Source organism: Mycobacterium sp. SMC-2 (assembly GCF_025263485.1).
Taxonomy (GTDB): domain Bacteria; phylum Actinomycetota; class Actinomycetes; order Mycobacteriales; family Mycobacteriaceae; genus Mycobacterium.
On sequence record NZ_CP079863.1, the window covers coordinates 5,205,880 to 5,230,170 of the forward strand.

The 24,291-nt window shown below is 66.8% G+C and carries 20 protein-coding genes; 12 read left to right on the forward strand and 8 right to left on the reverse strand.

What is annotated here, in order from left to right:
- Nucleotides 1–91: 91 nt before the first annotated feature.
- From KXD96_RS24390 to KXD96_RS24405, 4 genes are all read left to right on the forward strand, one after another.
- Entirely contained in the window at nt 92–1,000 is a 909-nt protein-coding gene (locus KXD96_RS24390) for a diiron oxygenase (protein WP_260740932.1), read from the forward strand.
- Between the two features lie 227 nt (nt 1,001–1,227).
- Nucleotides 1,228–2,223, forward strand: a complete 996-nt coding sequence (locus KXD96_RS24395) for a DUF4873 domain-containing protein (protein ID WP_396878899.1) — start codon at nt 1,228–1,230, stop codon at nt 2,221–2,223.
- Nucleotides 2,224–2,645: 422 nt separating this feature from the next.
- The gene (locus KXD96_RS24400) at nt 2,646–3,410 is read left to right on the forward strand and encodes an STAS domain-containing protein (protein ID WP_260740935.1); all 765 of its coding nucleotides are present in this window, start codon (nt 2,646–2,648) and stop codon (nt 3,408–3,410) included.
- Nucleotides 3,411–3,499: 89 nt separating this feature from the next.
- A complete protein-coding gene (locus tag KXD96_RS24405) occupies nt 3,500–4,366 on the forward strand; it encodes an LLM class flavin-dependent oxidoreductase (protein WP_260740937.1) in 867 nt (288 codons plus the stop codon).
- Nucleotides 4,367–4,396: 30 nt separating this feature from the next.
- Here the strand turns inward: KXD96_RS24405 and KXD96_RS24410 are convergent, their stop codons facing one another.
- Entirely contained in the window at nt 4,397–5,203 is an 807-nt protein-coding gene (locus tag KXD96_RS24410) for an enoyl-CoA hydratase/isomerase family protein (protein ID WP_260740939.1), read from the reverse strand.
- 86 nt (nt 5,204–5,289) lie between these two features.
- Nucleotides 5,290–6,495: an IS110 family transposase gene (locus KXD96_RS24415; RefSeq protein WP_396876743.1), complete on the reverse strand. Its 1,206-nt coding sequence runs from the start codon at nt 6,493–6,495 to the stop codon at nt 5,290–5,292.
- Nucleotides 6,496–6,730: 235 nt separating this feature from the next.
- Here KXD96_RS24415 and KXD96_RS24420 point away from each other — a divergent pair, with 235 nt between their 5' ends.
- Nucleotides 6,731–7,648, forward strand: a complete 918-nt coding sequence (locus KXD96_RS24420) for an SAM-dependent methyltransferase (RefSeq protein WP_260740942.1) — start codon at nt 6,731–6,733, stop codon at nt 7,646–7,648.
- 54 nt (nt 7,649–7,702) lie between these two features.
- Here the strand turns inward: KXD96_RS24420 and KXD96_RS24425 are convergent, their stop codons facing one another.
- Together KXD96_RS24425 and KXD96_RS24430 are read right to left on the reverse strand one after the other, a co-directional pair.
- Nucleotides 7,703–9,655 (reverse strand): fumarylacetoacetate hydrolase family protein, encoded by a 1,953-nt coding sequence (locus tag KXD96_RS24425; RefSeq protein WP_260740945.1) that lies wholly within the window; start codon nt 9,653–9,655, stop codon nt 7,703–7,705.
- Nucleotides 9,652–11,910, reverse strand: coding sequence for an ATP-dependent DNA ligase (locus tag KXD96_RS24430; protein WP_260740949.1), 2,259 nt, complete (start codon nt 11,908–11,910; stop codon nt 9,652–9,654). Before KXD96_RS24430 ends, KXD96_RS24425 begins: the two co-directional genes overlap by 4 nt.
- 133 nt (nt 11,911–12,043) lie before the next feature.
- Between KXD96_RS24430 and KXD96_RS24435 the strand changes: the two genes are divergently transcribed.
- Genes KXD96_RS24435 through KXD96_RS24455 form a run of 5 tightly spaced genes read left to right on the forward strand, consistent with a single transcriptional unit; the run spans nt 12,044 to nt 17,722 of the window.
- Entirely contained in the window at nt 12,044–13,570 is a 1,527-nt protein-coding gene (locus tag KXD96_RS24435) for a mannitol dehydrogenase family protein (protein WP_313901596.1), read from the forward strand.
- Complete coding sequence (locus tag KXD96_RS24440; protein ID WP_260740955.1) at nt 13,567–14,424, forward strand: HAD family phosphatase; 858 nt, start codon at nt 13,567–13,569, stop codon at nt 14,422–14,424. The genes KXD96_RS24435 and KXD96_RS24440 overlap by 4 nt, the downstream gene beginning before the upstream one ends.
- Nucleotides 14,425–14,461: 37 nt before the next feature.
- A complete protein-coding gene (locus KXD96_RS24445; RefSeq protein WP_260740961.1) occupies nt 14,462–15,871 on the forward strand; it encodes a mannitol dehydrogenase family protein in 1,410 nt (469 codons plus the stop codon).
- The gene (locus tag KXD96_RS24450) at nt 15,868–16,776 is read left to right on the forward strand and encodes a carbohydrate kinase (protein ID WP_260740962.1); all 909 of its coding nucleotides are present in this window, start codon (nt 15,868–15,870) and stop codon (nt 16,774–16,776) included. Before KXD96_RS24445 ends, KXD96_RS24450 begins: the two co-directional genes overlap by 4 nt.
- A gap of 37 nt (nt 16,777–16,813) precedes the next feature.
- The gene (locus KXD96_RS24455; protein WP_260740965.1) at nt 16,814–17,722 is read left to right on the forward strand and encodes a Ku protein; all 909 of its coding nucleotides are present in this window, start codon (nt 16,814–16,816) and stop codon (nt 17,720–17,722) included.
- 12 nt (nt 17,723–17,734) lie between these two features.
- Here the strand turns inward: KXD96_RS24455 and pstA are convergent, their stop codons facing one another.
- The 4 genes from pstA to pstS (KXD96_RS24475) all read right to left on the reverse strand — a co-directional run bounded on the left by pstA (nt 17,735) and on the right by pstS (KXD96_RS24475) (nt 22,051).
- Nucleotides 17,735–18,637 carry a phosphate ABC transporter permease PstA gene (pstA, locus tag KXD96_RS24460; RefSeq protein ID WP_260740967.1) on the reverse strand — a complete coding sequence of 301 codons (903 nt, stop codon included), beginning with the start codon at nt 18,635–18,637 and terminating at the stop codon, nt 17,735–17,737.
- A complete protein-coding gene (gene pstC, locus KXD96_RS24465; RefSeq protein WP_260745535.1) occupies nt 18,634–19,524 on the reverse strand; it encodes a phosphate ABC transporter permease subunit PstC in 891 nt (296 codons plus the stop codon). Before pstC ends, pstA begins: the two co-directional genes overlap by 4 nt.
- Nucleotides 19,525–19,638: 114 nt before the next feature.
- A complete protein-coding gene (gene pstS / locus KXD96_RS24470; protein WP_260740969.1) occupies nt 19,639–20,754 on the reverse strand; it encodes a phosphate ABC transporter substrate-binding protein PstS in 1,116 nt (371 codons plus the stop codon).
- Nucleotides 20,755–20,938: 184 nt separating this feature from the next.
- Nucleotides 20,939–22,051: a phosphate ABC transporter substrate-binding protein PstS gene (pstS, locus tag KXD96_RS24475; protein ID WP_260745536.1), complete on the reverse strand. Its 1,113-nt coding sequence runs from the start codon at nt 22,049–22,051 to the stop codon at nt 20,939–20,941.
- A 256-nt stretch (nt 22,052–22,307) separates the two neighbouring features.
- Here pstS (KXD96_RS24475) and KXD96_RS24480 point away from each other — a divergent pair, with 256 nt between their 5' ends.
- Both KXD96_RS24480 and KXD96_RS24485 read left to right on the forward strand, forming a co-directional pair.
- Nucleotides 22,308–23,099 carry an SDR family oxidoreductase gene (locus tag KXD96_RS24480; protein WP_260740970.1) on the forward strand — a complete coding sequence of 264 codons (792 nt, stop codon included), beginning with the start codon at nt 22,308–22,310 and terminating at the stop codon, nt 23,097–23,099.
- Nucleotides 23,100–23,123: 24 nt separating this feature from the next.
- On the forward strand, nt 23,124–24,200 hold the full coding sequence (locus KXD96_RS24485) for a diacylglycerol kinase (RefSeq protein WP_260740973.1): 1,077 nt from the start codon (nt 23,124–23,126) through the stop codon (nt 24,198–24,200).
- The last annotated feature ends 91 nt before the right edge of the window (nt 24,201–24,291 follow it).

Genomic DNA, 24,291 nt, shown 5'->3' on the forward strand with positions numbered 1-24,291 from the left:
TGCCGAATCGAGACCTCGAAGGCCTAGTCGGGACCAAAAGTACCCGGTACCATGGGTACCGTCTGAAGCACCCAATGAAGGGACGCCAGGGATGACGACCTCTGCGGTGAAGCCAGGTGGGCCGAGTCGTGAAGAGTTCTCGGAGCGTCTGCTCAAGGGCTCGGTGAGAAAGTCCTACGAGCCGGTCGTCGACATCGACTGGGACGCCCCGCTGGACCCGGACAAGTTCTACCTGCCGCCGCGTCTGGTTTCGCTGTACGGCACGCCGATGTGGGACGAGATGACCCGCGAGCAACAGATCGAGCTGTCGCGCCAGGAGCTGGTCAACACGCTCTCGGCCGGCATCTGGTTCGAGAACATGCTCAATCAATCGTTGCTGCGGACGATCCTGCACGAGGACCCAACCAGCCGGTCGACCCACTACAAGCTGACCGAACTGGGCGACGAGACGCGTCACATGGTCATGTTCGGCAAGGCCATCGAACGCATCGGCGCAAAGCCGGTGCGGCCGAGACTGTTTCACCGGATGATCATCAACGCTCTTCCGCTGGCTTTTCAGCGCGGCTCGATGCTGTGGGTGGCCGCGCTGATCGGTGAAGAGATCTTCGACTCGCTGCAACGGCAGATGATGGACGATCCGGAGTTGCAGCCAATCATCCAGCGGCTCATGCGGATTCACGTCACCGAGGAAGCGCGCCACATCCAGTTCGCCCGCGACGGCGCCCGCAAACGCGTGGCCGAAATGCCCCGGTTCAACCGCTGGTTCATGGCCAACATCAACGGGCTGGGCGGGTACTTCTTCAACTACCTGTTCAGCAATCCGATCCCGTATGCGCGCACGGGTCTTGATCCCAAGCGGGCGCGACACGTCGCGCGGACCAGCCCGCATCGCCGCGAGATGCAGGTGGCCGGTTTCGCCCCGCTGGCGGCTTTCCTCACCGAAGTGGGTTTGCTGGGCCCGATCGCGCGCCGCGGCTGGAAGCGCAGCAGGTTTTTGTGACGCGGCCGCGCGGCCCCGGCGAGCGCCCCCACCGGTTAGCCGTCCTCGGCGCGCACGCCGACGCCCGGTCGGCATTGCGCGCGGCCGGCGTCACCGACTACATAGTCCTCGACAAGCCCCGGGTTCAGGCGACGTTCGACGGCGGCACCGATACCTGGCTGTTGACGACGGCCGGCGGCGAGGTTGTGCGGGCGCGGGCCGTCATCGCCGCCGACCGGCCGCCCTTCGTGCCCTGGCTGCCGGACATCGCCGGCCGCGACGACTTCCCGGGCCCGTCGTTTCACGCGGCCGCCTGGGCCCCCGACTTCGATCCGTCCGGCAAGCACATCGCGGTCGTCGGCACCGACGCCACCGCCGGCCACCACATCGGCCGGCTGATCGGGGCGGCGGCGTCGGTCACCGCCTTCGCCCACGCACCGCGCCGCGTAGTGACCGAGATACCGCTGTGGTCAACCCGGGCCAAACGCTGGCTGCGCGACCGCATCCGACCGACCGCCGAGCGCTCTTCGGTGAAGCTGGCCGGGTCGCCCATAGCGGCGGTGACCGCCTCGGGCATCCGCACTCGCGATGGCGTCGGCCACCGCGTCGACGCCATCATCTACGGCACCGGGTTCTCAGTCGCCGAAGAGGTAGCCGATGAAACGCTCGTCGGCGCCGGCGGGCTGACCCTCCGGCAGGCCTGGCACGACGGCATGGAGCCGTTCTACGGTGTGGCGGCTCGCGGCTTCCCCAACTACTTCTTCATCACCGGGCCCGACGCCGGCGCGCAGGCGCGCTACATCGCCGAGTGCCTGCGCCTGATGGAGCGCACGGCCAGCAGCCGCATCGAGGTGCGCGAGAGCAGCCTGCGGGTGTTCAACGAGCGCGCCCAGCTGACACCCGACCAGGCTCCTCCGGTGGCCTCCGCCTTCGACCTGTCGTCCAGCGCACCCGAGCGCGACGGCACCTACGACGGCGCGGCGACGCTGGAGATTGCCGGTGCCAGCCATCCGGTGCGGGTCCGGCTCACCGGGCACCTCGACCCGATCGACGGGCGCTACCACTGGCAGGGGACGGTCTTCGATTCGCCGTCGCAGCCCCTGCCCGATGAGGCACTCGGGCAAGCGCAGACCGCGACGTTGACGGTGGGCGAGCGCAGCGCCGCCGCCCGCATCGTCGAACGAACGCCGTGGGGCACGCACTCTGTCGCCGGGGTGGGCGCACCGCCGTACCCGTCGAGCTGACCGCCGCTTGGACAGGTGGTTTTCGGGCCGCCATTCCGGCGTTTGGGGGAACCCGGAACGTGGTAGCCCCGGGGGATGCGCGTGCTGCGCAGCGCACACGAACAATATGTTCGGCGCGGTAGAGGCGGGGGGCCTCGAACGGGTGGGGACGGGCACGCTCCTTACTCACGCCGCGCCGCGCAACACGACGCCCGTGGGCTGCGCTTTCCGGTGGCGTCCAGCTTCTCGACCCGAATTAGACTTTTGCCGCTGAGGGCGGATACTCAAGCAGTTGGCCCGGCAGTGATTCGAGGAGCGGTGATGGAACCGGACGACAGGCACGCGCTGGGAAGCCGGATTGCGGCATCCCATCCGTCGTCGATCCAGCAGGGCATCCGGGTGCCTCGACACCTTGGGCCGCCGCAGGGAAAGGGGTCGCTGTGGTGAGCTCGGTAGCTGAGTCCCCCAGCTCGCTGGCCGTCGCGACGCGGACGGATCAATCGGTGACCATCCTGACCGTCGACGGTGTGCTCGACACCACCAACTCCGCGACGCTCCGCGACCACATCCTGCAGGCCACGCTCGACAAGCCCGCCGCCGTCATCGTCAATATCTCCGCGCTCAAGGTCCTCGCCGAATTGGCATGGTCGACGTTCATCGGCGCGCACTGGCAAGTTCGCAGCAATCCCAACGTTCCGGTCGTGTTGGTCTGCGCGCACCGCGGGACACGCGAGGCGATCGCCCGCAGCGGCGTCGCCTATTTCATGCCGGTGTACTCGACCGAGAAGGCGGCGATGAAGGCGCTCGGTCAGCAGAGCCGGCGCGCCGTGCGTCGCGCCGATGCGGAGCTGCCCGCCGACCTGACCAGCCTGCGCGAGTCGCGTCGCCTGGTCCGCGAGTGGCTCACGGCTTGGTCGCAATCCGCGTTGATCCCGGTCGCCTTGGTGGTGGTCAACGTGTTCGTCGAGAACGTGCTGGAACACACCGCGAGTGTTCCCGTGATACGGATCGAGAGCCACGGCGCGGCGGCGACCATCGCAGTGTCCGACGGCAGCCGCGCGCCGGCCGTGCGGCTGCCGTCGCCCGCGACCGGCATCGACGTCTCCGGCCTGGCGATCGTCGATGCGTTGTCACGCGCATGGGGCAGCACCCCCACCGCGACCGGCAAGACGGTGTGGGCGGTCATCGGCCCCGAAAACCAGCTCTGACGCCTTGTTGTGCTGGGAACCCGGGCGCGGGTAGAACTAGAACACGTTCTAATCTCGTGTGACGACCCGTTTCCAGGAAGGCAGATGACGTGCGGTTCACCTACGCGGAGGCGATGACCGACCACAGGTACTACATCCCGCTGGCCAAGGCGGCCGAGGCCGCCGGGTACCACGCGATGACGATCGCCGACAGCATCGCCTACCCCTACGAGTCCGACTCGAAGTACCCTTACACGCCCGACGGCAATCGCGAATTCCTGGACGGCAAGGAGTTCATCGAAACCTTCGTGCTGACTGCGGCATTGGGTGCGGTGACGACGAAGCTGCACTTCAACTTCTTCGTCCTCAAGCTGCCCATCCGCCCGCCGGCACTGGTGGCCAAGCAGATCGGCTCGTTGGCCGCGCTGACCAATAACCGGGTGGGCTTCGGCGTGGGCACCAGCCCATGGCCGGAGGACTACGAACTCCTCGGCGTCCCATTCGCCAAGCGCGGCAAGCGCATGGACGAATGCATCGAGATCATCCAGGGGCTGACCAGCGGCGACTACTTCGAATTCCACGGCGAGTTCTACGACATCCCGAAGACCAAGATGACCCCGGCGCCCACCGAGCCGATCCCGATCCTGATCGGCGGGCACGCCGACGCGGCGCTGCGCCGCGCTGCCCGCCTGGACGGCTGGATGCACGGGGGCGGCGACCCGGAGGAACTCGACGGGCTCATCGCCAAGCTCAAGCGGTATCGCGAGGAAGCCGGCAAGACCGGCCGGTTCCAGATTCACGTCATCTCAGCCGACGCGTACACCGTGGACGGCATCAAACGCCTCGAGGACAAGGGCGTCACCGACGCCATCGTCGGCTTCCGCATTCCCTACATCAAGGGCAAGGACACCGAGCCGCTGGAGAACAAGATCCGCAACCTGGAGATGTTCGCGGAGAACGTGATCGCGAAGGTCTAGCGGCGGTCCGATATCGGGCCTGGCGTTGCCTCAAAGCGGATCCCACTTCGGAGCCCGCTTCTCCATGTGCGCGGTGGCCGCCTCGGCCGGGTTGTTGGTGAAACCGCTGAGGATCTGCGTGCGGTTCTCGATCTCGATGGCATGGCGCAAGCTGGGCGCGTCGAGCGCCGCGTTGAGGCCGATCTTGGTCTGCCACACGCCGTAGGCGTTGTTCTCGACGATCGAACGGGCCACCTTCAGCGCGGCCGGCATCAGGTCGTCGGCCGGCACCACCTCGTGTACCAGCTTGATGCGGTAGGCCTCGGCCGCGTCGATGATGCGGCCGGACAGCATGAGTTCGCGCGCCACTCCCGCACCGACGATTTTCGGCAGCAAATAGCTGGTGCCCATGTCCATGGACGAGAAGCCCGCCTTGATGAACACGGACCCGAACCGGGCCTGCTCGGAGGCGACCCGGACATCCGACACCAGCGCGAACGCCAGCCCTCCCCCGACGGCCACGCCGTTGACCGCGGCGATCATCGGAATGGGCAGCTCGTAGATCCGGGTGAACAGGTCGGCCAGGCGAACCTGGGAGTCATAGCTGACCTTGAAGCGCGGGGTCGTCGGTTTGGGCTTGGTCCACGGCTGCCCGGTGCCGCTCAAGTCGGCCCCGGCGCAGAATCCGCGGCCCGCCCCGGTCAGGATCGCGGCCCTGAACTCGCCGCCGCTGAGCACGTCCAGGGCATGTTCCACGCCGTCGATCAGCGATCCGTCGATGGCGTTGAGGCGCTCGGGCCGGTTCAGCGTGATGCGGGCGATGTCGTCTTCGAGGGTGTCCAATTCGACTGCGGGCATAGCAGGAACCGTAGGCGACGCCGATGTTCACCGACGGGGCATACCGTTGTTTTGCCCCCCGTCGAAGGAGATTCTCAATGACGTTGTCAAGCCGCCGCAGTAGTGGTTGCGGGTTGGTAGACGGCGTGGTCGCGCAGCATGGCCCACAGGACGTTGAGTCGGCGACGGGCCAGGGCCAAGACGGCTTGGGTGTGGCGTTTCCCTTCGGCGCGTTTGCGGTCGTAGTAGGTGCGCGAGGCGGGATCGGTGCGGATGCTGACCAGAGCGGACAGGTAGCAGGCGCGCAGCAGGCGCCGGTCGTAGCGGCGGGGGCGTTTGAGGTTGCCGCTGATGCGGCCCGAATCTCGCGGTACTGGGGCCAGACCCGAGACGCCGGCGAGGCGGTCGACGGAGGGGAAGGCGCTCATGTCGCCGCCGGTGGCGGCGAGGAACTCGGCGCCGAGGATGACGCCGAAGCCGGGCATGCTCAGGATGATTTCGGCGTGGCGGTGGCGGCGAAATCGGTCCTCGATCATCGCGTCGGTGTCGCCGATTTCGGTGTCGAGGGCCATCACCTCCTTAGCCAAGCGGGCGACCACGCCCGCGGCAAGCTGTTGTCCGGGCACGATGGTGTGTTGGGCGTTGGCTGCCTCGATGGCGGCGGTTGCGACCGCATCGGCGTTGCGGGCCTTGCGTTTATGCAAAAAGGCTGCCACCCGGGCGGCACCGGCCCGGCGCAGCCCGTCGGGGGTTTGATAGCCGGTGAGCAGGATCAGCGCGGCCTTGCTTTTGCTGTAGTCAAAGCCACGTTCCAGGGCCGGGAAGTATTCCAGCAGCTGGGCGCGCAGCCGATTGATCGCGCGGGTGCGATCGGCCACCAGATCGGCGCGCCGACTGGTCAGGATGCGCAGTTCGACGGCGATGTCGTCGCCGGGGCGCAACGGTTGCAGGTCGCGGCGCATCCGGGCCTGATCGGCAATCACCGCAGCGTCTTTGGCGTCGGTCTTGCCGTCGCCGCGGTAGCCACCCGAGGCGTGGTGAACAGTGCGGCCGGGAATGTAGAGCAGCCGCTGCTGGGCAGCGATCAGCAGCGTGATCAGCAATGCAGCGCCGCCGGCGTTGAGGTCAATCGCCCAAGTGACTTCTCCGCCATCAGCCAGCGCCGCGACCATGTCGATCAACTCCAGCAGCGCGGCCTCGTCATTAGCGACGCGCCGCGACAGCAACGACTTGCCCTCAGCGTCGATGACCACGCCGTAATGGTCCGCTTTCCCGGCGTCCACACCAGCCCACACAGGTTGTGCCACAACCACCTCCGTTCCCGTCTCGGTTTCTATCAACCCAGCAGACGACCACGCCGGCGTGTCCTTACACAGCGATCACATCGCATCTCTCAATTAGCGGTCGAGTCGTCGCGGGACCCCGGGCGGCCAATCTCCTTCGGCCATCGAAGACAGCAAAACCATGAAAGCCATACCCGACGTCCCTGGGCAGTTGAAAGCCTACGGCCGAGCGCAACAACCACCCTCCAAGAAAGGTAAGGAAACCATGGCACGAACCGAAGGCGACAGCTGGGACCTTGCCAACAGCGTGGGGGCAACCGCCACCATGGTTGCCGCCGCCCGGGCCGCCGCGAGCAAGCGTCCGCAGCCGGTCGTCACGGACGACTTCGCCGAGCCGCTGGTGCGTGCCGTGGGATTGGACGTGTTCACCAGGCTGGCCAGCGGCGAACTGGATGCGGCCGACCTCGAGCGGGATGTCGGGTTTCCGCGGATGGTCGACACGTTCGCGGCTCGCTCCCGGTATTTCGACGACTACTTCGCCACGGCCGGCCAAGTCGGGCTGCGCCAGGTGGTGATCGTCGCATCGGGGCTGGATTCCCGCGCCTACCGGCTGCGCTGGCCGATCGGGACGACGGTGTACGAGATCGATCAGCCCGAGGTGATCGCGTTCAAGATGGCGACGATGTCCGAGATCGGGGCGGCCCCCACCGCCCAGCTCCGCACCGTGGGAATCGATCTGCGCGAGGATTGGCCGGCGGCGCTACAGGAGGCGGGCTTCGATCCGGCCCATCCCACGGCCTGGCTCGCCGAGGGCGTGCTCATCGGATGGCTCCCGCCGGAGGCCGAGGTTCGGCTGCTGGACTCCATCATCCCGCTGTCCGCCGAGGGCAGCCGGTTCGCCGCCGATTACGGAACGGTGGCCGGGGATTCGCAAGGCGCCCGGGAACAAGCCCGGCACATGACCGAGGGGTGGCGGCGACGGGGACTCGAGATGGATCTCACCGCCCTGGCGTATCCGGGCGAGCGCACCGACGTCGCCGCACTTCTGCGGGCCAACGGGTGGGAAACCACCGAATCCCGGCTCACCGATCTGTTCTCCGAAGCCGGGCTCCCGGAGCTCGGGCAGGCCGCGCAACAGGTTCCGGCCACCACGATCCGCTTTGTGCGGGCCGTGCGGGTTTAGCCCGACTCGTCGACCGTGGGCCCTATGGACGAATTCAAGAGGCATTAACCGTGCTTAGGGCCCACAGTCGGCGCCCCGCCTGGCCAGCCACTCGGCCTGCATCACCAGTAGGGCCATGACCTCCAGCTGCGGGGTCTCGGGGTCCAGTTCGCGGTAACGCTGATAGACGTTGACGACGACGCGCTCCGCATCCAGCAAGGTCGCATACTCGCCGAGGTCGATCGTGTCGGCCGCCTCCGACCACGACAGCCCCCGGCGGTAAGCCGCCTCGGCCTGCTCGGAAACATGCGCGAGATACCCACGGACAGCACGGATTCCGTCCGGATCGCTGACGGGGCCATGGCCGGGCACCACCGTCGGCGCGTCGAGCGCGAGCATCGCGTCGCACGCGGCGATCCAGTTGGCGATCGGGCCGGCCCACACGATCGGGGTGCAGCCGATGAACAGCAGATCGCCGCCGAACAGCACTCCCGCGTCCGGCACGTGCACCACCGAGTCCGCGGCGGTGTGCGCGGGACCCAGGTTCATCAGGTCGACGCGGCGCCCTCCCACCTCGATGGTCAGCTCGCGGTCGAACGTCTGATCGGCGTTGCGCACCGTGATGCCGCTGAAGTCGAAGTGCCCGAAGCGGTCTCGCGTGTAGGGGGTGGCCACCGGGCCGAGGTTCGCGGTCTGCACCATCGCCAGCATCTCTGGTGCCATCCCGTGCGCGATCTCGTCGGCGGTGCCCCGCGCGGCGATGATCCGCACCGAGGCCCCGAGCAGTTGGTTGCCGTGCGTGTGGTCGCCGTTGGAGTGGGTGATCAGCGCGTCGGTGATGGGCGCCGACGAGGTGATATCCCGCATCGCGGTGAGCATTTCGCGGGTCAGCGCCAGGTCGAACAGGGTGTCGACGAGCAGGGACGCCCCGTCGCCGGCGACCAGCCCGGCGTTGCTCCACCCGTAGCCCCCGTCCGGCAGCGTCCACGCCCACACCCGGTCGGCAACCTCATGCAGGCCACGGGTGTAGGGCACCTTGGCGGGCGCACGGTTCACCCGCCGCGCGGCGGGCGAGGCGTCCGGATTGGGTCGGGGCGCCAACGGGTGCGGCGCGCCGCTGGCACGCACGGTCTGCCGGGTCTCGCCGAGGCCCTGGACCTGGAGCGTGACGACGTCGCCGTCGTGCAGCCAGCCGGGAAACGAGTCCAGCGCCGTCGGGTTCAGGTGCTCGACCAGCGTGCAGGTCGGCACGGTACCGGAGCCGATGACGTCGCCGGGGGCCAGCGTCACGCCGCGCGAGGCGTAGGAGATGACTTCGCCGAAGGTCCAATCCATTTGGGCGATTGACCCCGACCCGATCACGGCGTCGTTGACCAGAGCGGTCACCCGCAGGTCCAGCCTGCCGTCCCGGCGGTAGGGCTCGAGCTCGTCGGGCGTCACCAGGTACGGGCCCAGCGTGACCCCGCTGTCTTTGCCCTTGCCCTGCCCGATGCCCAGTTGGCTTTCCATCTGCTGCAGGTCGCGAGCGGACCAGTCGTTGAAGATGGTGTAGCCGATGATGGCCCGTTCGGCTTCGGCAACCGTCAGGTCGCGGCCACCGGTTCCGATGATCGCGGCGATCTCCAATTCGAAGTCCTGCCAAGCGCTTCCGGGTGCGGTGGGGACCTCGTCGTACGGGCCGAAAACCGTTGCGGGGCAGGCGAAGTAAAACGCCGGTATGCGATACCACGTGTCCGCGAGCGTGCGGCCGGCGCCGAGCGCGGCCTGGCAGTTGCGCAGGTGATCCAAAAAGCACAGCGAGTCGCGGATGGACGGCGGGCGCGGGATCGGCGCCAACAGCCGCACCGCGGCCAAGGGCACCGTGGCCGCCGGGGTGCGCAGCACCTCTTCGCCGGCGGCGCGCAAACCGTCGGCGCCACGACCGATCAGCTGAAGCAGCGTCGCGCCCGAGGGCATCGCATAGATGTCGTCACCGGAGAGCACCCCGGTGCGTTCACCATCTGCGTCAAGGTAGGTCACCCATTTCATTCGCGCACCACCTCACTCGGTTCCTTGTCCGGCCGCAGCCCACGCCAACTCGATTGGCGTAACCGGTCATCGGGGGTCCACTCGCTGTAGCGCACCTCCCCCACCAGCACCGGCTCCACGAACGTCACGCCCTTGGCCTCGCCGCGGGGAAGCGGGGGGTGGAAGGGCGATTGGTCCGTGTGCAGCGGCGCCAGGGTCTTCTTCAGGCTCGCGAGGTCGCGCTCGGTGAACCCGGTGCCTACCCGCCCGGCGAAGTGCAGGCCGCCGTCGGTGGGGATGCCCATCAGCAGTGAGCCGATGCCGCTGCTGCGTCCGCCCTCCCCGGCCTTCCAGCCTCCGATGACGACTTCCTGGGTGTTCCAATGCTTGTCCTTGATCCACGATGCCGAGCGCCGCCCGGGCTGGTAGGTGGAGTCGCGTTTCTTGGCGACCACGCCCTCCCAGCCATGCTCGCGGGAGTGCTTCAGCGCCTGCTTCCCGTCACCCGGCAGCAACTCCGGGACGATGAGATCGCTGCCACCGGCCAGCGTTTCCAACAACTTTCGGCGGTCTTGGTAGCGGGCCCGCAACAGCGAACGGCCGTCGAGATACAGCAGGTCGAATGCCCAGAACTGCACGCGGCTGCCGCGGCCCCGGTTTTGCATCGCGTGAAAGCTCGGCACCCCGGACGAGTCCAACACGACGGCCTCACCATCAAGCACCACGTGATGGTCGGCCAGATCGGCCGCCAGTGCGCGCAATTGGGGGTATTCGTTGGTGACCTCGCGTCCGCGCCGGGACCGTACCCGCAAGTCGCCGTGGTCGATCTCGACCAACAGCCGATAGCCGTCCCATTTGCCTTCGAAAGCCCACTGGCTCGCCTTGCACGCCGCGACCGAACCGTGAGTGGCGAGCATGGGCGCGATCCCGTCGAAGTCGAAAGTCTTCTGGTCTTTCATCCGGTGCGCCAGCCATTGATCACCGTTGGTTTGGATCAGCGCGTAGCGGCCGGAGACCTTGCTGCCGTGCAGGTTGACGATGACCTCGTCATCGCGAAACTTCTCCGCCTCATAGGTTCCGGCGTCCCAGATGACCACCTTTCCGGCGCCGTATTCCCCTTGGGGGATGTTGCCCTCGAAGGTGGCGTATTCCAGCGGATGATCCTCGGTGTGCACCGCCAGGTGGTTCACCGACGTGGTTTCGGGGAGGTTCTTCGGTACCGCCCATGACACCAGGACGCCGTCTCGCTCCAACCGGAAGTCGTAGTGCAGCCGACGGGCGTGATGTTCCTGGATGACAAATGAATTGCCCCGGCCCGTAACAGGTTTTGACCGTGGGACCGGCTCTGGGGTCTTTGATGCGTCCCGCATGCTGCGGTACTTGGTGAGCCGGTCGGGAACAGCGACGCCGTCGTCCAGCGCCGCCAGCAGGTCGCCGTAGCGCGCGACCCGGGCCAGCACCTCGTCGTAGCGCAACTGGCGCAGCGACGCCGGGTCGTCGATCTCGGCCCAGGTGCGGGGCGCCGCGACCGTCGGGTGCTCGCGTCCACGCATCGAATACGGTGCGATCGTCGTTTTGGATCCGTTGTTCTGGCTCCAGTCCAGGAACACCTTTCCGGCGCGTAGGCTGCGGGTCATGGTCGACGTGACCAGCTTGGGCATCGACTTCTCCAGTTGCTGGGCAACGCGTTTCGCCAATACCGTGGCGCCCCTGCTGCTCACCGGCTCCGTCAGCGGCGCATACAGGTGCAGGCCCTTACTGCCGCTGGTGAGCGGAAACAGCGTCAGCCCGATCCCGTCCATGAGCTCACGCACGGCGTGAGCCACCTCGGCCAGCTGGGCCATCGTCACGCCCTCACCGGGGTCGAGGTCGAACACCAACCGGGTCGCCGGGCCCGGCTTGAGTTCCTCGGCCTTGCTCCGGGTCCACTGCGCGACGAACCGCCACTGCGGCACGTGCACCTCCAGCGCCGCCTGTTGCGCGATCCAGGCCAGCCCGTCGATGCTGTCGATGATCGGGTATGTCGTCGTCCCGGACCGGTGCGAAACGCTGGCGCGGGGCAACCAACCGGGGGCCGAGGAAGCCAGCTGCTTTTCGAAAAACGAAGGCTGGTCAACGCCATTCGGCCACCGCTTGCGGGTGGCCGCACGCCCCGCGATGTGCGGAATCATCGCCTCCGCGATTTGGGTGTAGTAGTCGAAGACGTCCCGCTTCGTGGTGCCGGTGGCCGGGTACAGCACCTTGTCGGGATTCGTCAGCTTCACCCGTGGCGCCATGAGAGTCAACCTACGCGTTTCAATCGTGTTAATCGCGTTGACCACCCAATATCATCCGTGCCGCCGATTTCTTTTGTGACATCAACCACGGAGGGGTTAAAACCGGGGACGGCCCCGGGGCACAGTGGGGGGAATGTTTAATGTCATTCCCTCCCCCTGGCGTCCAGAAAACGGCGTCCCACTGAGCGACGCGACATTACGACTGCATTCGAAACGGGTTGACGTGCCCACCTACGACAGGTCGGCTCTTGCGCGGGGTGTCGTTCATATCGGTGCGGGCAACTTCCACCGCGCACACCAGGCCGTCTACTTCGACGACCTTGCCCGGTCGGGCATTTCAGATCGCTGGGGGGTTACCGGCGTCAGTCTGCACTCCCCCGGCGCCAAAGGATTGCTGTCGGCGCAAGATGGGCTTTACACCGTTGTGCAGCGCGGCCATGACCGCCAAACCGCCCGCGTGGTCGGCTCGATCGGCTCCGTTCATTACGCACCGAACGATGGCGCAGCGGTCCGCGCCGCCCTGGCCGATCCCCAAACCCGCATCGTCAGCCTGACGATCACCGACAACGGATACTTCCTGAATCCGGTCACCGGCGAGTTTGACGCCGACCACCCCGACGTGGGCGCCGACGTCATCGCGTCCGATGGCTACGCCACCGCGTGGGGATATCTGGCCGAAGCGCTCGACCGACGCCGCCGCGCAGGCGTCGCCCCGTTCACCGTGCTCTGCTGCGACAACATTCCCGGCGACATCCAGCCGGCGAGAATCGCGCTGGTGTCGTTCGCCGCCTTGAAGGACCCCAGGCTTGCCCGCTGGATCGACACGCATGTCGCGTTCCCGTCGACCATGGTCGATCGCATCACCCCGCAAACCTCGAAGTCGGAGCGCAAGTTCGTCGAGCAGGCATTCGGCGTCGCTGACAATTGCCCGATCGTGACCGAGCCGTACTGCCAATGGGTGATCGAGGATTCCTTCAGCGACGGGCGGCCGCCGCTCGAGGAGGTCGGTGCCGAATTCGTCGCCGACGTCAGCGACCACAAGCTGATCAAGACCCGTCTTCTCAACGGAACTCACATCGCCCTCGCGTGTTTGGCCATTCTGGCCGGCTACCAGCGCACCGACGAGGCGATGCGGGACCACACCATCTCCGACTACGTCGAGACGCTCCTGCGCGATGAGATTCAGCCACTGCTGCCCGCCGTCCCCGGGATGAACACGCCCGAGTACCGGGCCACCCTGCTCGACCGGCTGAGCAATCCCCGGATGAGTGACCAATTGACGCGGCTGGCACGACGGGGCACGAGCAAAATAGCGTCGTTCGTGCTGCCCTCCCTGCAGGAAGCGATCTCACGGGGTAGGCCGCACACGCTGTTGACATTGGCCGTTGCCGGATGGGCCCGCTATATGCGCGGCCACGACCTCGAGGGGCGCAAGCTTCAGCTCGAAGACTCGCAGGCGATACCGGTGGCTAGGTTGGCCAACATGGCGGCCAAAAACCCCGACCCCCTGCTGGGGCATGAGATGTTCGCCGAGGTACGCGGGGTTCCCGGTTTTGCGCAGCGCCTGGGCGACATGATCGCGGACATCGACGCGCGCGGTGTGGTTCCCACGCTGCGCGGCGCTATGCGCAACGACGAGCAGGAGTTGGTGTCGCGATGAATTCCGGCCTGACGTTTGTGCGCGCCTTCGACCACGCGCCGATCACGACGCTGCTCTGCGACGCCGATGACAACCTGTTCGGATCGGAGAGGCCGGCGTTCGACGCGTCGGCCGAGGTGACGAGTCGTTTCCTGGCAAGGTTCGGCGTGACCGCTCCGCTCAGCTCCGAGGAGTTGCGCAGACGGGCCGTCGGGAAAAACTTCCGCACCACGGCCCTGGACCTGGCGGTGCAGTGCGAAGTGCCGCTCGATGAGGCGTTGGCACGGGGCCGTCCGGCAGCGGTGGTCGCCTCAGCCGGCGATGTGGCGAGCGGCAATGCCTTGTGCTCGGACGAACTCGAGCGGTGGGTGCGTGACGAACGCGAACGGGTCACCGCCCATCTGGCCGTCACGCTGACACCCGATCCGCAGGTGCTGGAACCGTTGCGCGACCTCGCGGCGCGCTACGCGCTGGCGGCCGTGAGTTCCAGCGCGACCAAGCGTCTGCGCGCCTGCTTCGCCGCCACCGGCCTCGGCTCGCTGATACCGGAGGCGGTGACCTTCAGCGCGGAGGACTCTCTCCCGGTGCCGACGAGCAAACCCGACCCGGCGGTGTATCTGCACACCGGCCAGGCGCTGGGGGTCGCGGCCGAACAAGGGCTGGCCATCGAGGATTCCGTGGCCGGCGTGCGTTCCGCGGTCGCTGCCGGCTACGCCGCCGTCGGTAACCTGATGTTCGTGTCCCCTGACGAACGGGATTGCCGCCGTGGCGAATTGATCGATGCCGGCGCAGTCGCGATAACCGATTCGTGGCGTGCTCTTGCCGATGTCCTGCTGTCGTCGGCCGTGCCGACCGGGGGTTCCCGAGCTCGGTAAAGATCAGGGCTGTGGCCCGAGGAGGAGGTAGCCGACGGTGGCTAACCCGATCGATCTGAACAACGCGTCGCTCTCCACGCTGCCGATCGAGGCGCCGGACTACGACCGCGGCAGCGTCAGCGTCGGAATCGCACACATCGGAGCCGGCCACTTCCACCGGGCGCACCAAGCCGCGTGCATCAACCTGCTGCTGCAGCAGGGCTTGGCGCGCGAGTGGGGCATCTGCGGGGTGGGCGTGATGCCCGCCGACTGGACCATGCGCGACGTCCTCGATGGCCAGGACGGGCTCTACACGCTGATCCTGGAACACCCCGACGGCAGCCGGGATGCGCAGGTGATCGGCTCGATCATCGACTACCGTTACGCGCCCGACGATCCCGAGTCCGCCCTTGAGGTGCTCGCTGCGGCGTCTACCAGAATCATTTCGCTGACCATCACCGAGGGCGGGTACCGCGATCCCGATGGGCCGGCGTTCGCGCTGATCACCGAGGCGCTCGCCAGGCGGCGCGATCGAGGGATCCCCGCGCCGACCATCGTCTCCTGCGACAACATCGAGAACAACGGTGAGGTGGCCAGACGCGCTGTGCTCGCAAGTGCCGAACACGCAGATCCCGAGTTGGCCGGGTGGGTGGCCGTACACGCCCGGTTCCCGAGTTCGATGGTCGACCGCATCACTCCGGCAACGACTTTGGAGATGGCCGCGGAGGTGCGGAGCGACTTCGGCGTCAACGACCGGTGGCCGGTGGTGGCCGAGCCGTTCAGCGCCTGGGTGCTCGAAGACGACTTCGCCGACGGCAGGCCGCCGCTGGAGCGGGCGGGCGCGCTGCTGGTCGACGATGTCCGCCCCTATGAGCTGATGAAGCTGCGGTTGCTCAACGCGGGACATCAGTGCCTGTGCTACTTCGCCCATCTCTGCGGCTTCGAGTTCGTCCACGAAGCGGCCCGCGATCCGTTGTTCGCCAAGTTCTTGCTCGCCTACTTCGACACCGAGGCCATTCCGACGCTCCCGCCGGTGCCCGGGATCGACCTGCATGAATACGGCCGCACGCTGGTCGAGCGGTTCGCCAACCCGGCCGTGCGCGACACCGTCGCGCGGATCTGCGCCTACTCGTCGGACCGCATCCCGAAATGGCTGTTTCCCGTCATCTGTGACAACCTGGCCGGCAGCGGGCCGGTTCGACTGGCGGCCGCGGCAGTGGCCAGCTGGGCCCGCTACGCCGAGGGTGTCGACGAGTGGGGCCAGCCTTACGAGGTGGTGGATCAGCTGGCGGATTCGCTGATCCCGATAGCGCGCTCGCAGCACGAGAATCCCACCGCGTTCATCGAGCTCACCGCGGTGTTCTGCGATCTGACCCACCAACCCCGGTTCGTCGAGGCGTACCGCTGGGCACTGGATTCGTTGCACCACAAGGGAGCTCGGGCGACACTGGCGGCCTTGATGCAATGAGCCGCGGGCTGGTGATCGGCGAGTCGCTGATCGATATCCTCGGGGGCGACGAGCACGTCGGGGGCAGTCCGCTCAACCTCGCCGTCGGGCTCGGCCGGCTGGGCCGCGGCATCGACTTCCTGACCCACATCGGCGGCGACGAACGCGGCCGGCGCATCGTCGACTACCTCAAAGCCGCCGGGGTGCAACTACTTTCAGAAAGCCGGACCGCGGAGCGCACGGCCACCGCGCGGTCGACCATCGCGGAAGACGGGTCGGCCGACTATGTGTTCGATCTCGACTGGCGCCTTTCCGCAACGCCGCCGGTCGCGCCGCCGCTTTTCATCCATACCGGATCGATTGCCGCTGTGCGGGATCCGGGCTGCGTGGCGGTGGCGGCGTTGATCGACGCCTATCGTGCCTCGGCCACGGTCACCTTTGACCCCAACGTGCGGCCGTCGCTGATCGGCGACCGGGAACTGGCCGTCGCACGCATCGAGCATTTCATCGAACGCAGTGACGTCGGGAAGGCCAGCGAGGAAGACCTGCGCTGGATCGACCCCGCTCGCCCGCCCGAGCAGATCGCGCAGACCTGGCTGGGGTTGGGCCCCGCCATCGTGGCGGTGACGATGGCCGACCGGGGCGCGGTGGCTTTCTGCGCGGCCGGGGTCGCACGGGTGCCCACGCGCGCGGTGCGCGTGGTCGACACCGTCGGCGCCGGTGACGCCTTCATGGCCGGTCTGCTCGACGCACTGTGGGGGTCGGGTTTGCTGGGCGGCGACCGGCGCGCCGACCTGGGTGGGATCGGGGTGGACGCGCTGACGGCGGCGCTCGAGGCGGCGAGCCTGTCGTCGGCGCTGACCGTGGCTCGCGCGGGAGCCGACCTGCCGGATCGGGCTGCGCTTCGGGCCGCGTCGCGTCATTAGGCGCTTATCCGCTGGTGGTGTGGGCATACTGACTTACATGCGCTCCATCTGGAAGGGCTCGATCGCATTCGGGCTGGTCAACGTCCCGGTCAAGGTGTACAGCGCCACCCAGGACCACGACATCAAGTTTCATCAGGTGCACGCCAAGGACAACGGCCGCATCCGATACCAACGCGTGTGCGAGCTGGACGGCGAGGTCGTCGAATACCGGGACATCGCCCGGGCCTACGAGTCCGACGACGGCCAGTCCGTCGTGATCACGGACGACGATATCGCCACGCTGCCCGAAGAACGCAGCCGCGAAATCGAGGTACTGGAGTTCGTGCCGGCCAGCGAGGTCGACCCGATGCTGTTCGACCGCAGCTACTTCCTGGAGCCCGATTCCAAGTCGTCGAAATCCTATGTGCTGCTTGCCAAGACGCTCGCCGAATCGGACCGGATGGCAATCGTGCACTTCACGCTGCGCAACAAGACCAGGCTGGCGGCGTTGCGCGTCAAGGACTTCGGCAAGCGCGACGTCATGGTGGTGCATACCCTGCTCTGGCCCGACGAAATCCGCGATCCGGACTTCCCGGTGCTCGACAAGAAGGTCGAGATCAAGCCCGCAGAACTGAAGATGGCAGGTCAGGTGGTGGAGTCGATGGCCGAAGACTTCAACCCCGACCGCTACCACGACACCTACCAAGAGCAGCTGCAGGAGCTGATCGACGCGAAACTCGAAGGCGGCGAGGCCTTTACCACCGAGGAGCAGCCGAAGGAACTCGACGAGACCGAGGACGTCTCCGACCTGCTGGCCAAGCTGGAAGCCAGCGTGAAGGCGCGTTCCGGCGACGGGCAGGCTCCCGCCAAGAAGGCACCGGCCAAGAAGACCGCCGCCAAGAAGACCACCGCGAAGAAGACACCGGCCAAGAAGACACCGGCCAAGAAGGCCGCGTCGAAATCCTGATCCGGCGCGGGCTCAGCGCCGGCGGCTCGACAGGAACCGGGTCGCCGCCGCGATCAGGTTGATCACCGCGACGATGATGATCAGGCTCAGCGCCGCACCCCAAATGCGCAGGAAGCCGGCGTGCTCGGGGTTGGTGAGCTCGGTGTAGATCAGCAGCGGCAGCGAGGCCATGTTGCCGTGGAAGATGTCAAGGTTGATCGAACGGCTGTATCCGACCAGCACCAGCACCGGGGCCGTTTCGCCGATGACCCGCGCGACCGACAACAAGACGCCGGAGACGATGCCGGGCATCGCGATCGGGAACACGATCCGCATGATGGTCTTCCACTTGGTAACGCCCAGCGCGTAGCTGGCTTCGCGCAGGTCGTCGGGCACCAGTCGCAGCATTTCCTCGGCGGAGCGCACCACCACCGGCAGCATCAGCAAGACCAGCGCCAGCGAGACGGCGAACGAACTCTGCTGAAATCCCAGGGTGGCGATCCAGAGGCTGAAGACGAACAGCGCCGCCACGATCGAGGGCACCCCGGCGAGAACGTCGACCATGAAGGTCGTCAGCCGCACCAGCCGGCCCGAGCCGTATTCCACCAGGAAAACCGCGGTCATCAACCCCAGCGGCACCGACAGCAGGGCTGCCACCCCGGCCTGCACCACGGTTCCGTACAGCGCGTGATAGATGCCACCGGCGAACTGCTCGGGCAGGATGCCGCGCAGCGAGTGGGTCCACCAGCCCGTCCGGGTCACCGCGTACCAGCCACGCGCCACCACGACCGAGAGCACCCAGACCAGCGGCACCAGCGCGATGAGGAACGTCGCGACGAAGAACGTGGTCGCGGCGCTGTTGGTGATCCGGCGCCGGATGCTGACGGGCCGGAACGCCTGGGTCTTGACCGGCCGGTCAAACACGTTGGCCGTCATCCGTTGACCTTCCCGCCGGCGATGGCACGAGCGAACGCGTTGACGACGAACGTCAAGACGAACAGCGCGAATCCCGCCGCGATGTAGGCCCCGGTGGCCAGCGGTTCACTGAATTCGGCTGCCGCGGAGGCGATCTTGGAGGCGAACGTGTAGCCGCCGTCGAACAGCGACCAATTCCCGGGGCGCGCGGCGGAACGCAGAATGATCAGCACGGCCACGGTCTCGCCCAGCGCGCGGCCCAAGCCCAACATGGACGCCGCGATGACACCGCTGCGGCCGAACGGCAGCACGGTCATCCGCACCACCTCCCACTTGGTGGCACCCAGCGCTTGCGCCGCTTCCATCTGTATGTGCGGGGTCTGCCGGAACACTTCACGCGAGACCGACGTGATGATCGGCAGGATCATCGCCGAAAGCACGATGCCGGCGGTGAAGATGGTGCCACCACCGGCCAGCGACACGTTGCCCTGTTTGAACAGGAACAACCAGCCCAGGTTGCGGTTGAGGAACGCCGCGACGGGCTCGATCTTGGGCGCCAGCACGAAGATGCCCCACAACCCGAAGATGATCGAGGGCACCGCGGCCAGCAAGTCGACGATCGCGCCGAACGGACGGGCCAGCCGCCTGGGCGCGTATTGGGTGAGAAACACCGCGATACCGACCGCGACCGGCACCGCCAGCACCAGCGCGGTGAGCGAACTCAGCACCGTGACCATCAGCAGGTCGCGGATGCCGAAGGCGAGTTTCCCCGGGTCGGTGGTGCTGAACTGGGCGCTGGTGAAGAAATTCGCATGGTTGACCCGTAACGCCGGGACGGCACGGATCAGCAGGAACACCGCGATCAGCAGGATCGCGACCACGATCGTCGAACCCGCAGCGGCAGCCATCAGCTTGAACAGCCGGTCACCCCGCCGACCTGACGGCGTGCCCGGCGCCTTGAGCCCGGGCTTTTGCGGGGTCGACGGGATGGCTACCGCTCCTCGGGTCACGACCACCTCAAATCACGTGATGGCGTTGATCGAGGTCGACAGTCTGGACTTGAACGAATCGGGGATGGGAATGTACCCGTTGTCGGCCAGGCCATTCTGCCCCGCACCGATCGTACTTTGCAGGAACGCCTTCACCGCCGTACCGACCTGGGAATCGGGGTACTTCGAGCAAACGATCTCGTACGTGGCCAGCACGATCGGGTAGGACCCGGGCTGGGTCGGTTTGTAGAAGGAGAGCGTGTCGAGCACCAGGTCGTTACCCTGCCCGCTGATCTTGGCTCCGGAGATCGTCTTGCCGACCGAGTCGGAGCTGATCGCCACCGCGTCCGGACCCGCCGACGTGACGACCTTGGCCATGTCCAGTTTCTGCGCCTCAGCGAACGACCACTCGTTGTAGGTGATGGATCCCTCGGTGGCCTTGATCGCCGCCGACGTGCCGTCGTTGCCCTTGGCGCCCTCACCGACGCCGCCCTTGAACGTCTTCCCGGCGCCCTTGCCCCACGCGCCGTCGGAGGCGGCGTCAAGGTACTTCTGGAAGTTGTCGGTAGTGCCGGATTCGTCGTTGCGGAACACCACATGGATCGGCTCGGCGGGCAACGTGACGCCGGAGTTCAGCGCCGCGATGGCCGGATCGTTCCAGGTCGTGATGGCGCCGTTGAAGATCTTCGCCGCCGTGGGGCCGTCGAGGCTCAGCGAACTCAGGCCCTTGACGTTGTAGGTGATGGCGATCGGACCGAAGACCACCGGTAGATTCCACGCCGGCGAGCCGCAGCGTTGCTGTGCCGCAGCGTATTCCTTCGCAGCGAGCGGTGAATCCGAGCCGCCGAAATCGGTTTGGTTGCCGTTGAATTCACTGATTCCCGCCCCCGAACCATTGGCCGTGTAGTTCAACGTCTGGCCGGAGCAGGCCTGCTCGAAGGCGTTGACGAAGCGCGTCATGGCGTTGGCCTGGGCGGTCGACCCGCTCGCCTTCAGCGTCTTCTTCCCGCCACAGCTGACCTTGCCCGACGACGAACCGCTCGTCGCGCCGCTTCCGCCAGTGGCGTTGTTGTCGCTTCCGCAGCCGGACAATGCCAGCGCACCAGCGGTGACGACGCTCAGCGCGGCACCGAATCGGTTGAGTTTCAAGTCACTTCCTAACGGTAGGGAGGAAACATGATTGCCGACGTTCTTCCAGCCGCTGTCCGGCGACCAGCCGTCTCTCGCAGCAAGGAAGCTAACAGCAAGAAGGTTAACGTTGGGCAAATTGCGGTCGGCCGATTGCGGCTGGCCAAGACGGCTCGGGGGCGGGCTGCACGCCGTTGCGAGATGCTCACGAAATCGCGTCGATAGCCGCCGACAGCCGGGACTTGAACGACTCGGGCACGGGAATGTAGCCGTGGCTCGCCAAACCGTTCTGCCCCGCACCGACGGTGCTGTGCAGGAACGCCTTCACGGCGGCGCCGACCTGCGGATCGGGATACTTCGAACAGACGATCTCGTACGTCGCCAGCACGATCGGGTAGGACCCGGCCCGGGCCGGCTTGTAGAAGGAGAAGGTGTCGACGACCAAGTCGTTGCCCTCTTCGGTGAAGGTGGCACCGGAGATCGTCTCGCCGACCGAGTCAGCGCTGATCGCGACCGGGTCCGGGCCGGCCGACGTGATGATCTTGGCCATGTTGAGGTTTTGCGCCTGGGCGAACGACCATTCGTTGTAGGTGATCGACCCCTCGGTGGCCTTGATCGCCGCCGACGTGCCTTCATTGCCCTTGGCCCCCTCACCGACACCGCCGTTGAAAGTCTTTCCGATGCCCTTGTCCCAGGCGCCGCCGGCGGCGGAGTCCAGGTACTTCTGAAAATTGTCTGTGGTACCCGACTGGTCGTTGCGGAAGATCACCCGGATCGGCTCGGCGGGAAACGCGACGCCGGGGTTCAACGCCTGAATCGACGGATCGTTCCAGGCCCTGACGGCGCCCTTGAATATTTTCGCGGCCGTCGGACCATCCAGATTCAGCGAAGTCACGCCGGTGACGTTGTAGGTGATCGCGATCGGACCGAACACCACCGGCAAATTCCACGCCGGCGAACCGCAGCGCTGCCGCGCCGCGAAGTATTCGATGGGAGCCAGCGGTGTGTCCGACCCCGCGAAATCCGTTTGGTTTGCCGTGAATTCGCCGATTCCCGCGCCCGAGCCATTCGCGGTGTAGTTCAGCGTCTGGCCGGGGCAGGACTGCTCGAAGGCGTTGACGAAGCGGGTCATCGCGTTGGCCTGGGCGGTCGACCCGCTGGCCTTCAGCGACTTCGTCCCGCCGCAGCTCACCTTGACCGGCGACGTGCCCGGACCGGCGGTTCCCCCGGCCGCGTCGTGATTGATCCCGCAGCCCGACAAGCCCAGGGCAACAACGGTCGTGGCACTCAGCGCAGCGCCAATTCGCCTCAGCCGCAACATGTTCCCCAACAGGAAGAATCGGACATGATCGCCACCATTCAATAGCCGCCGTGCGCCGACCAACGCTAAGCACTAAGGCTAGCGCCGGGCGAATGTTCTCGCAGCGGACGCGGGATGCGGCGAGGCCGTCGAAGGCACGGCACCTATTCGCCCCGTCCACATGCAAAAGTAGAACCTGTTACAGAAATGCCGTATCCGAGACGGCGCGGCTTGCTACCGTGTCGGCTGACAACATGGGCGAGGAGAGGCCGCAATGATCCTGGACAAATTTCGTCTCGATGACAAAGTCGCCGTCATCACCGGTGCCGGGCGCGGCCTCGGGGCGGCGATCGCCCTGGCTTTCGCGGAGGCCGGCGCCGATGTCCTCATCGCCTCGCGCACGGAATCGCAACTAGAAGGCGTCGCCCAACAGGTCCGCGCCGCCGGTCGACGGGCGCACATCGTCGCCGCCGACCTGGCGCACCCGGAGGCGACCGCGCAGCTCGCCGGCCAGGCCGTCGAGGCCTTCGGGAAACTAGACATCGTCGTCAACAACGTCGGCGGGACCATGCCCAACACGCTGCTGACCACCTCGACCAAGGAGCTCAAGGACGCATTCACCTTCAACGTGGCCACCGCGCACGCGCTGACGGTTGCGGCGGTACCCCTCATGCTCGAGCACTCCGGCGGTGGCAACATCATCAACATCACCTCCACCATGGGTCGGCTGGCCGGACGCGGCTTCGCCGCTTACGGCACCGCCAAGGCCGCGCTGTCCCACTACACCCGGCTGACCGCCCTGGACCTGTGCCCGCGCATCCGTGTCAACGCGATCGCGCCGGGGTCGATCCTCACGTCCGCGCTGGACGTGGTCGCATCCAACGACGAGCTGCGCGCGCCGATGGAAAAGGCGACACCCATGCGCCGCCTCGGCGATCCTGTCGATATCGCCGCGGCCGCAGTCTATTTGGCCTCCCCCGCGGGCAGTTTCCTGACCGGCAAGACGCTGGAGGTCGACGGCGGCCTCACCTACCCCAACCTCGACATCCCCGTCCCGGATCTGTGACCCCCGACCACTAAGGAGCCCGTCATGGCCATACCCGTCGTTCAATTGGGCACCGGCAACGTCGGCGTCCACGCGCTGCGGGCGCTGATCACCAACCCGGAGTTCGAACTCAAGGGAGTGTGGGTGTCATCGGACGCCAAGGCCGGCAAGGACGCGGCACAGCTCGCCGGGCTTCCCGATTCGACCGGCGTGCTGGCCAGTACGGACCTGGAGGCGGTGCTTGCCACCGGACCGCAATGCGCCGTGTACAACGCGCTGGCCGACAACCGATTGCCCGAGGCGTTGGAGGACTACCGGCGCGTCCTGGCGGCCGGAATCAACGTCGTCGGAAGCGGCCCGGTCTTCTTGCAGTATCCCTGGGAAGTCATTCCCGAGGAGCTCATCAAACCCATCGAAGACGCTGCGCGCGAAGGTAATTCGAGCGTGTACGTCAATGGGATCGATCCCGGGTTCGCCAACGACCTGCTGCCGTTGGCGCTGGCCGGCACCTGTCAGAACATCCAGCAGATTCGCTGCATGGAGATCGTCGACTACGCCACCTATGACAGCGCCGCCGTGATGTTCGACGTGATGGGCTTCGGGAAGCCGCTCGATGAGATCCCCATGTTGCTGCAGCCCGGAGTGCTGAGCCTGGCGTGGGGATCGGTGGTACGGCAACTGGCGGCCGGCCTGGGGCTTTCGCTCGACTCGGTCGCGCAGGAGTACGTGCGCGTGCCGGCGCCCGAGGACTTCGACATCGCGTCGGGACACATTCCCAAGGGCAGCGCCGCGGCGCTGCGGTTCGAAGTCTTCGGCATGGTCAACGGCGACCCCGTCGTGGTCCTCGAACACGTCACCCGACTGCGCGAGGACCTGTGTCCCGAGTGGCCGCAGCCGGCCCAGCACGGCGGGTCCTACCGCATCGAGATCACCGGCGAACCGTCCTACGCCATGGACGTCTGCCTGAGCAGCCGCAGGGGCGACCACAACCACGCCGGGCTGGTCGCCACCGCGATGCGGGTGGTCAACGCGATCCCCGCGGTGGTGGCCGCCCCGCCGGGCATCGTGACGACGCTGGACCTGCCATTGATCACCGGCAAGGGGCTCTACCTGCCCGGCTGATCGCCGCCGCGCAGCCGGCGCTATAGATATACCTGACGGAAATCGCGGGTGGCCTTCCGGTTTGCGGGCGAGTGTTCGGCTAACCTCACTT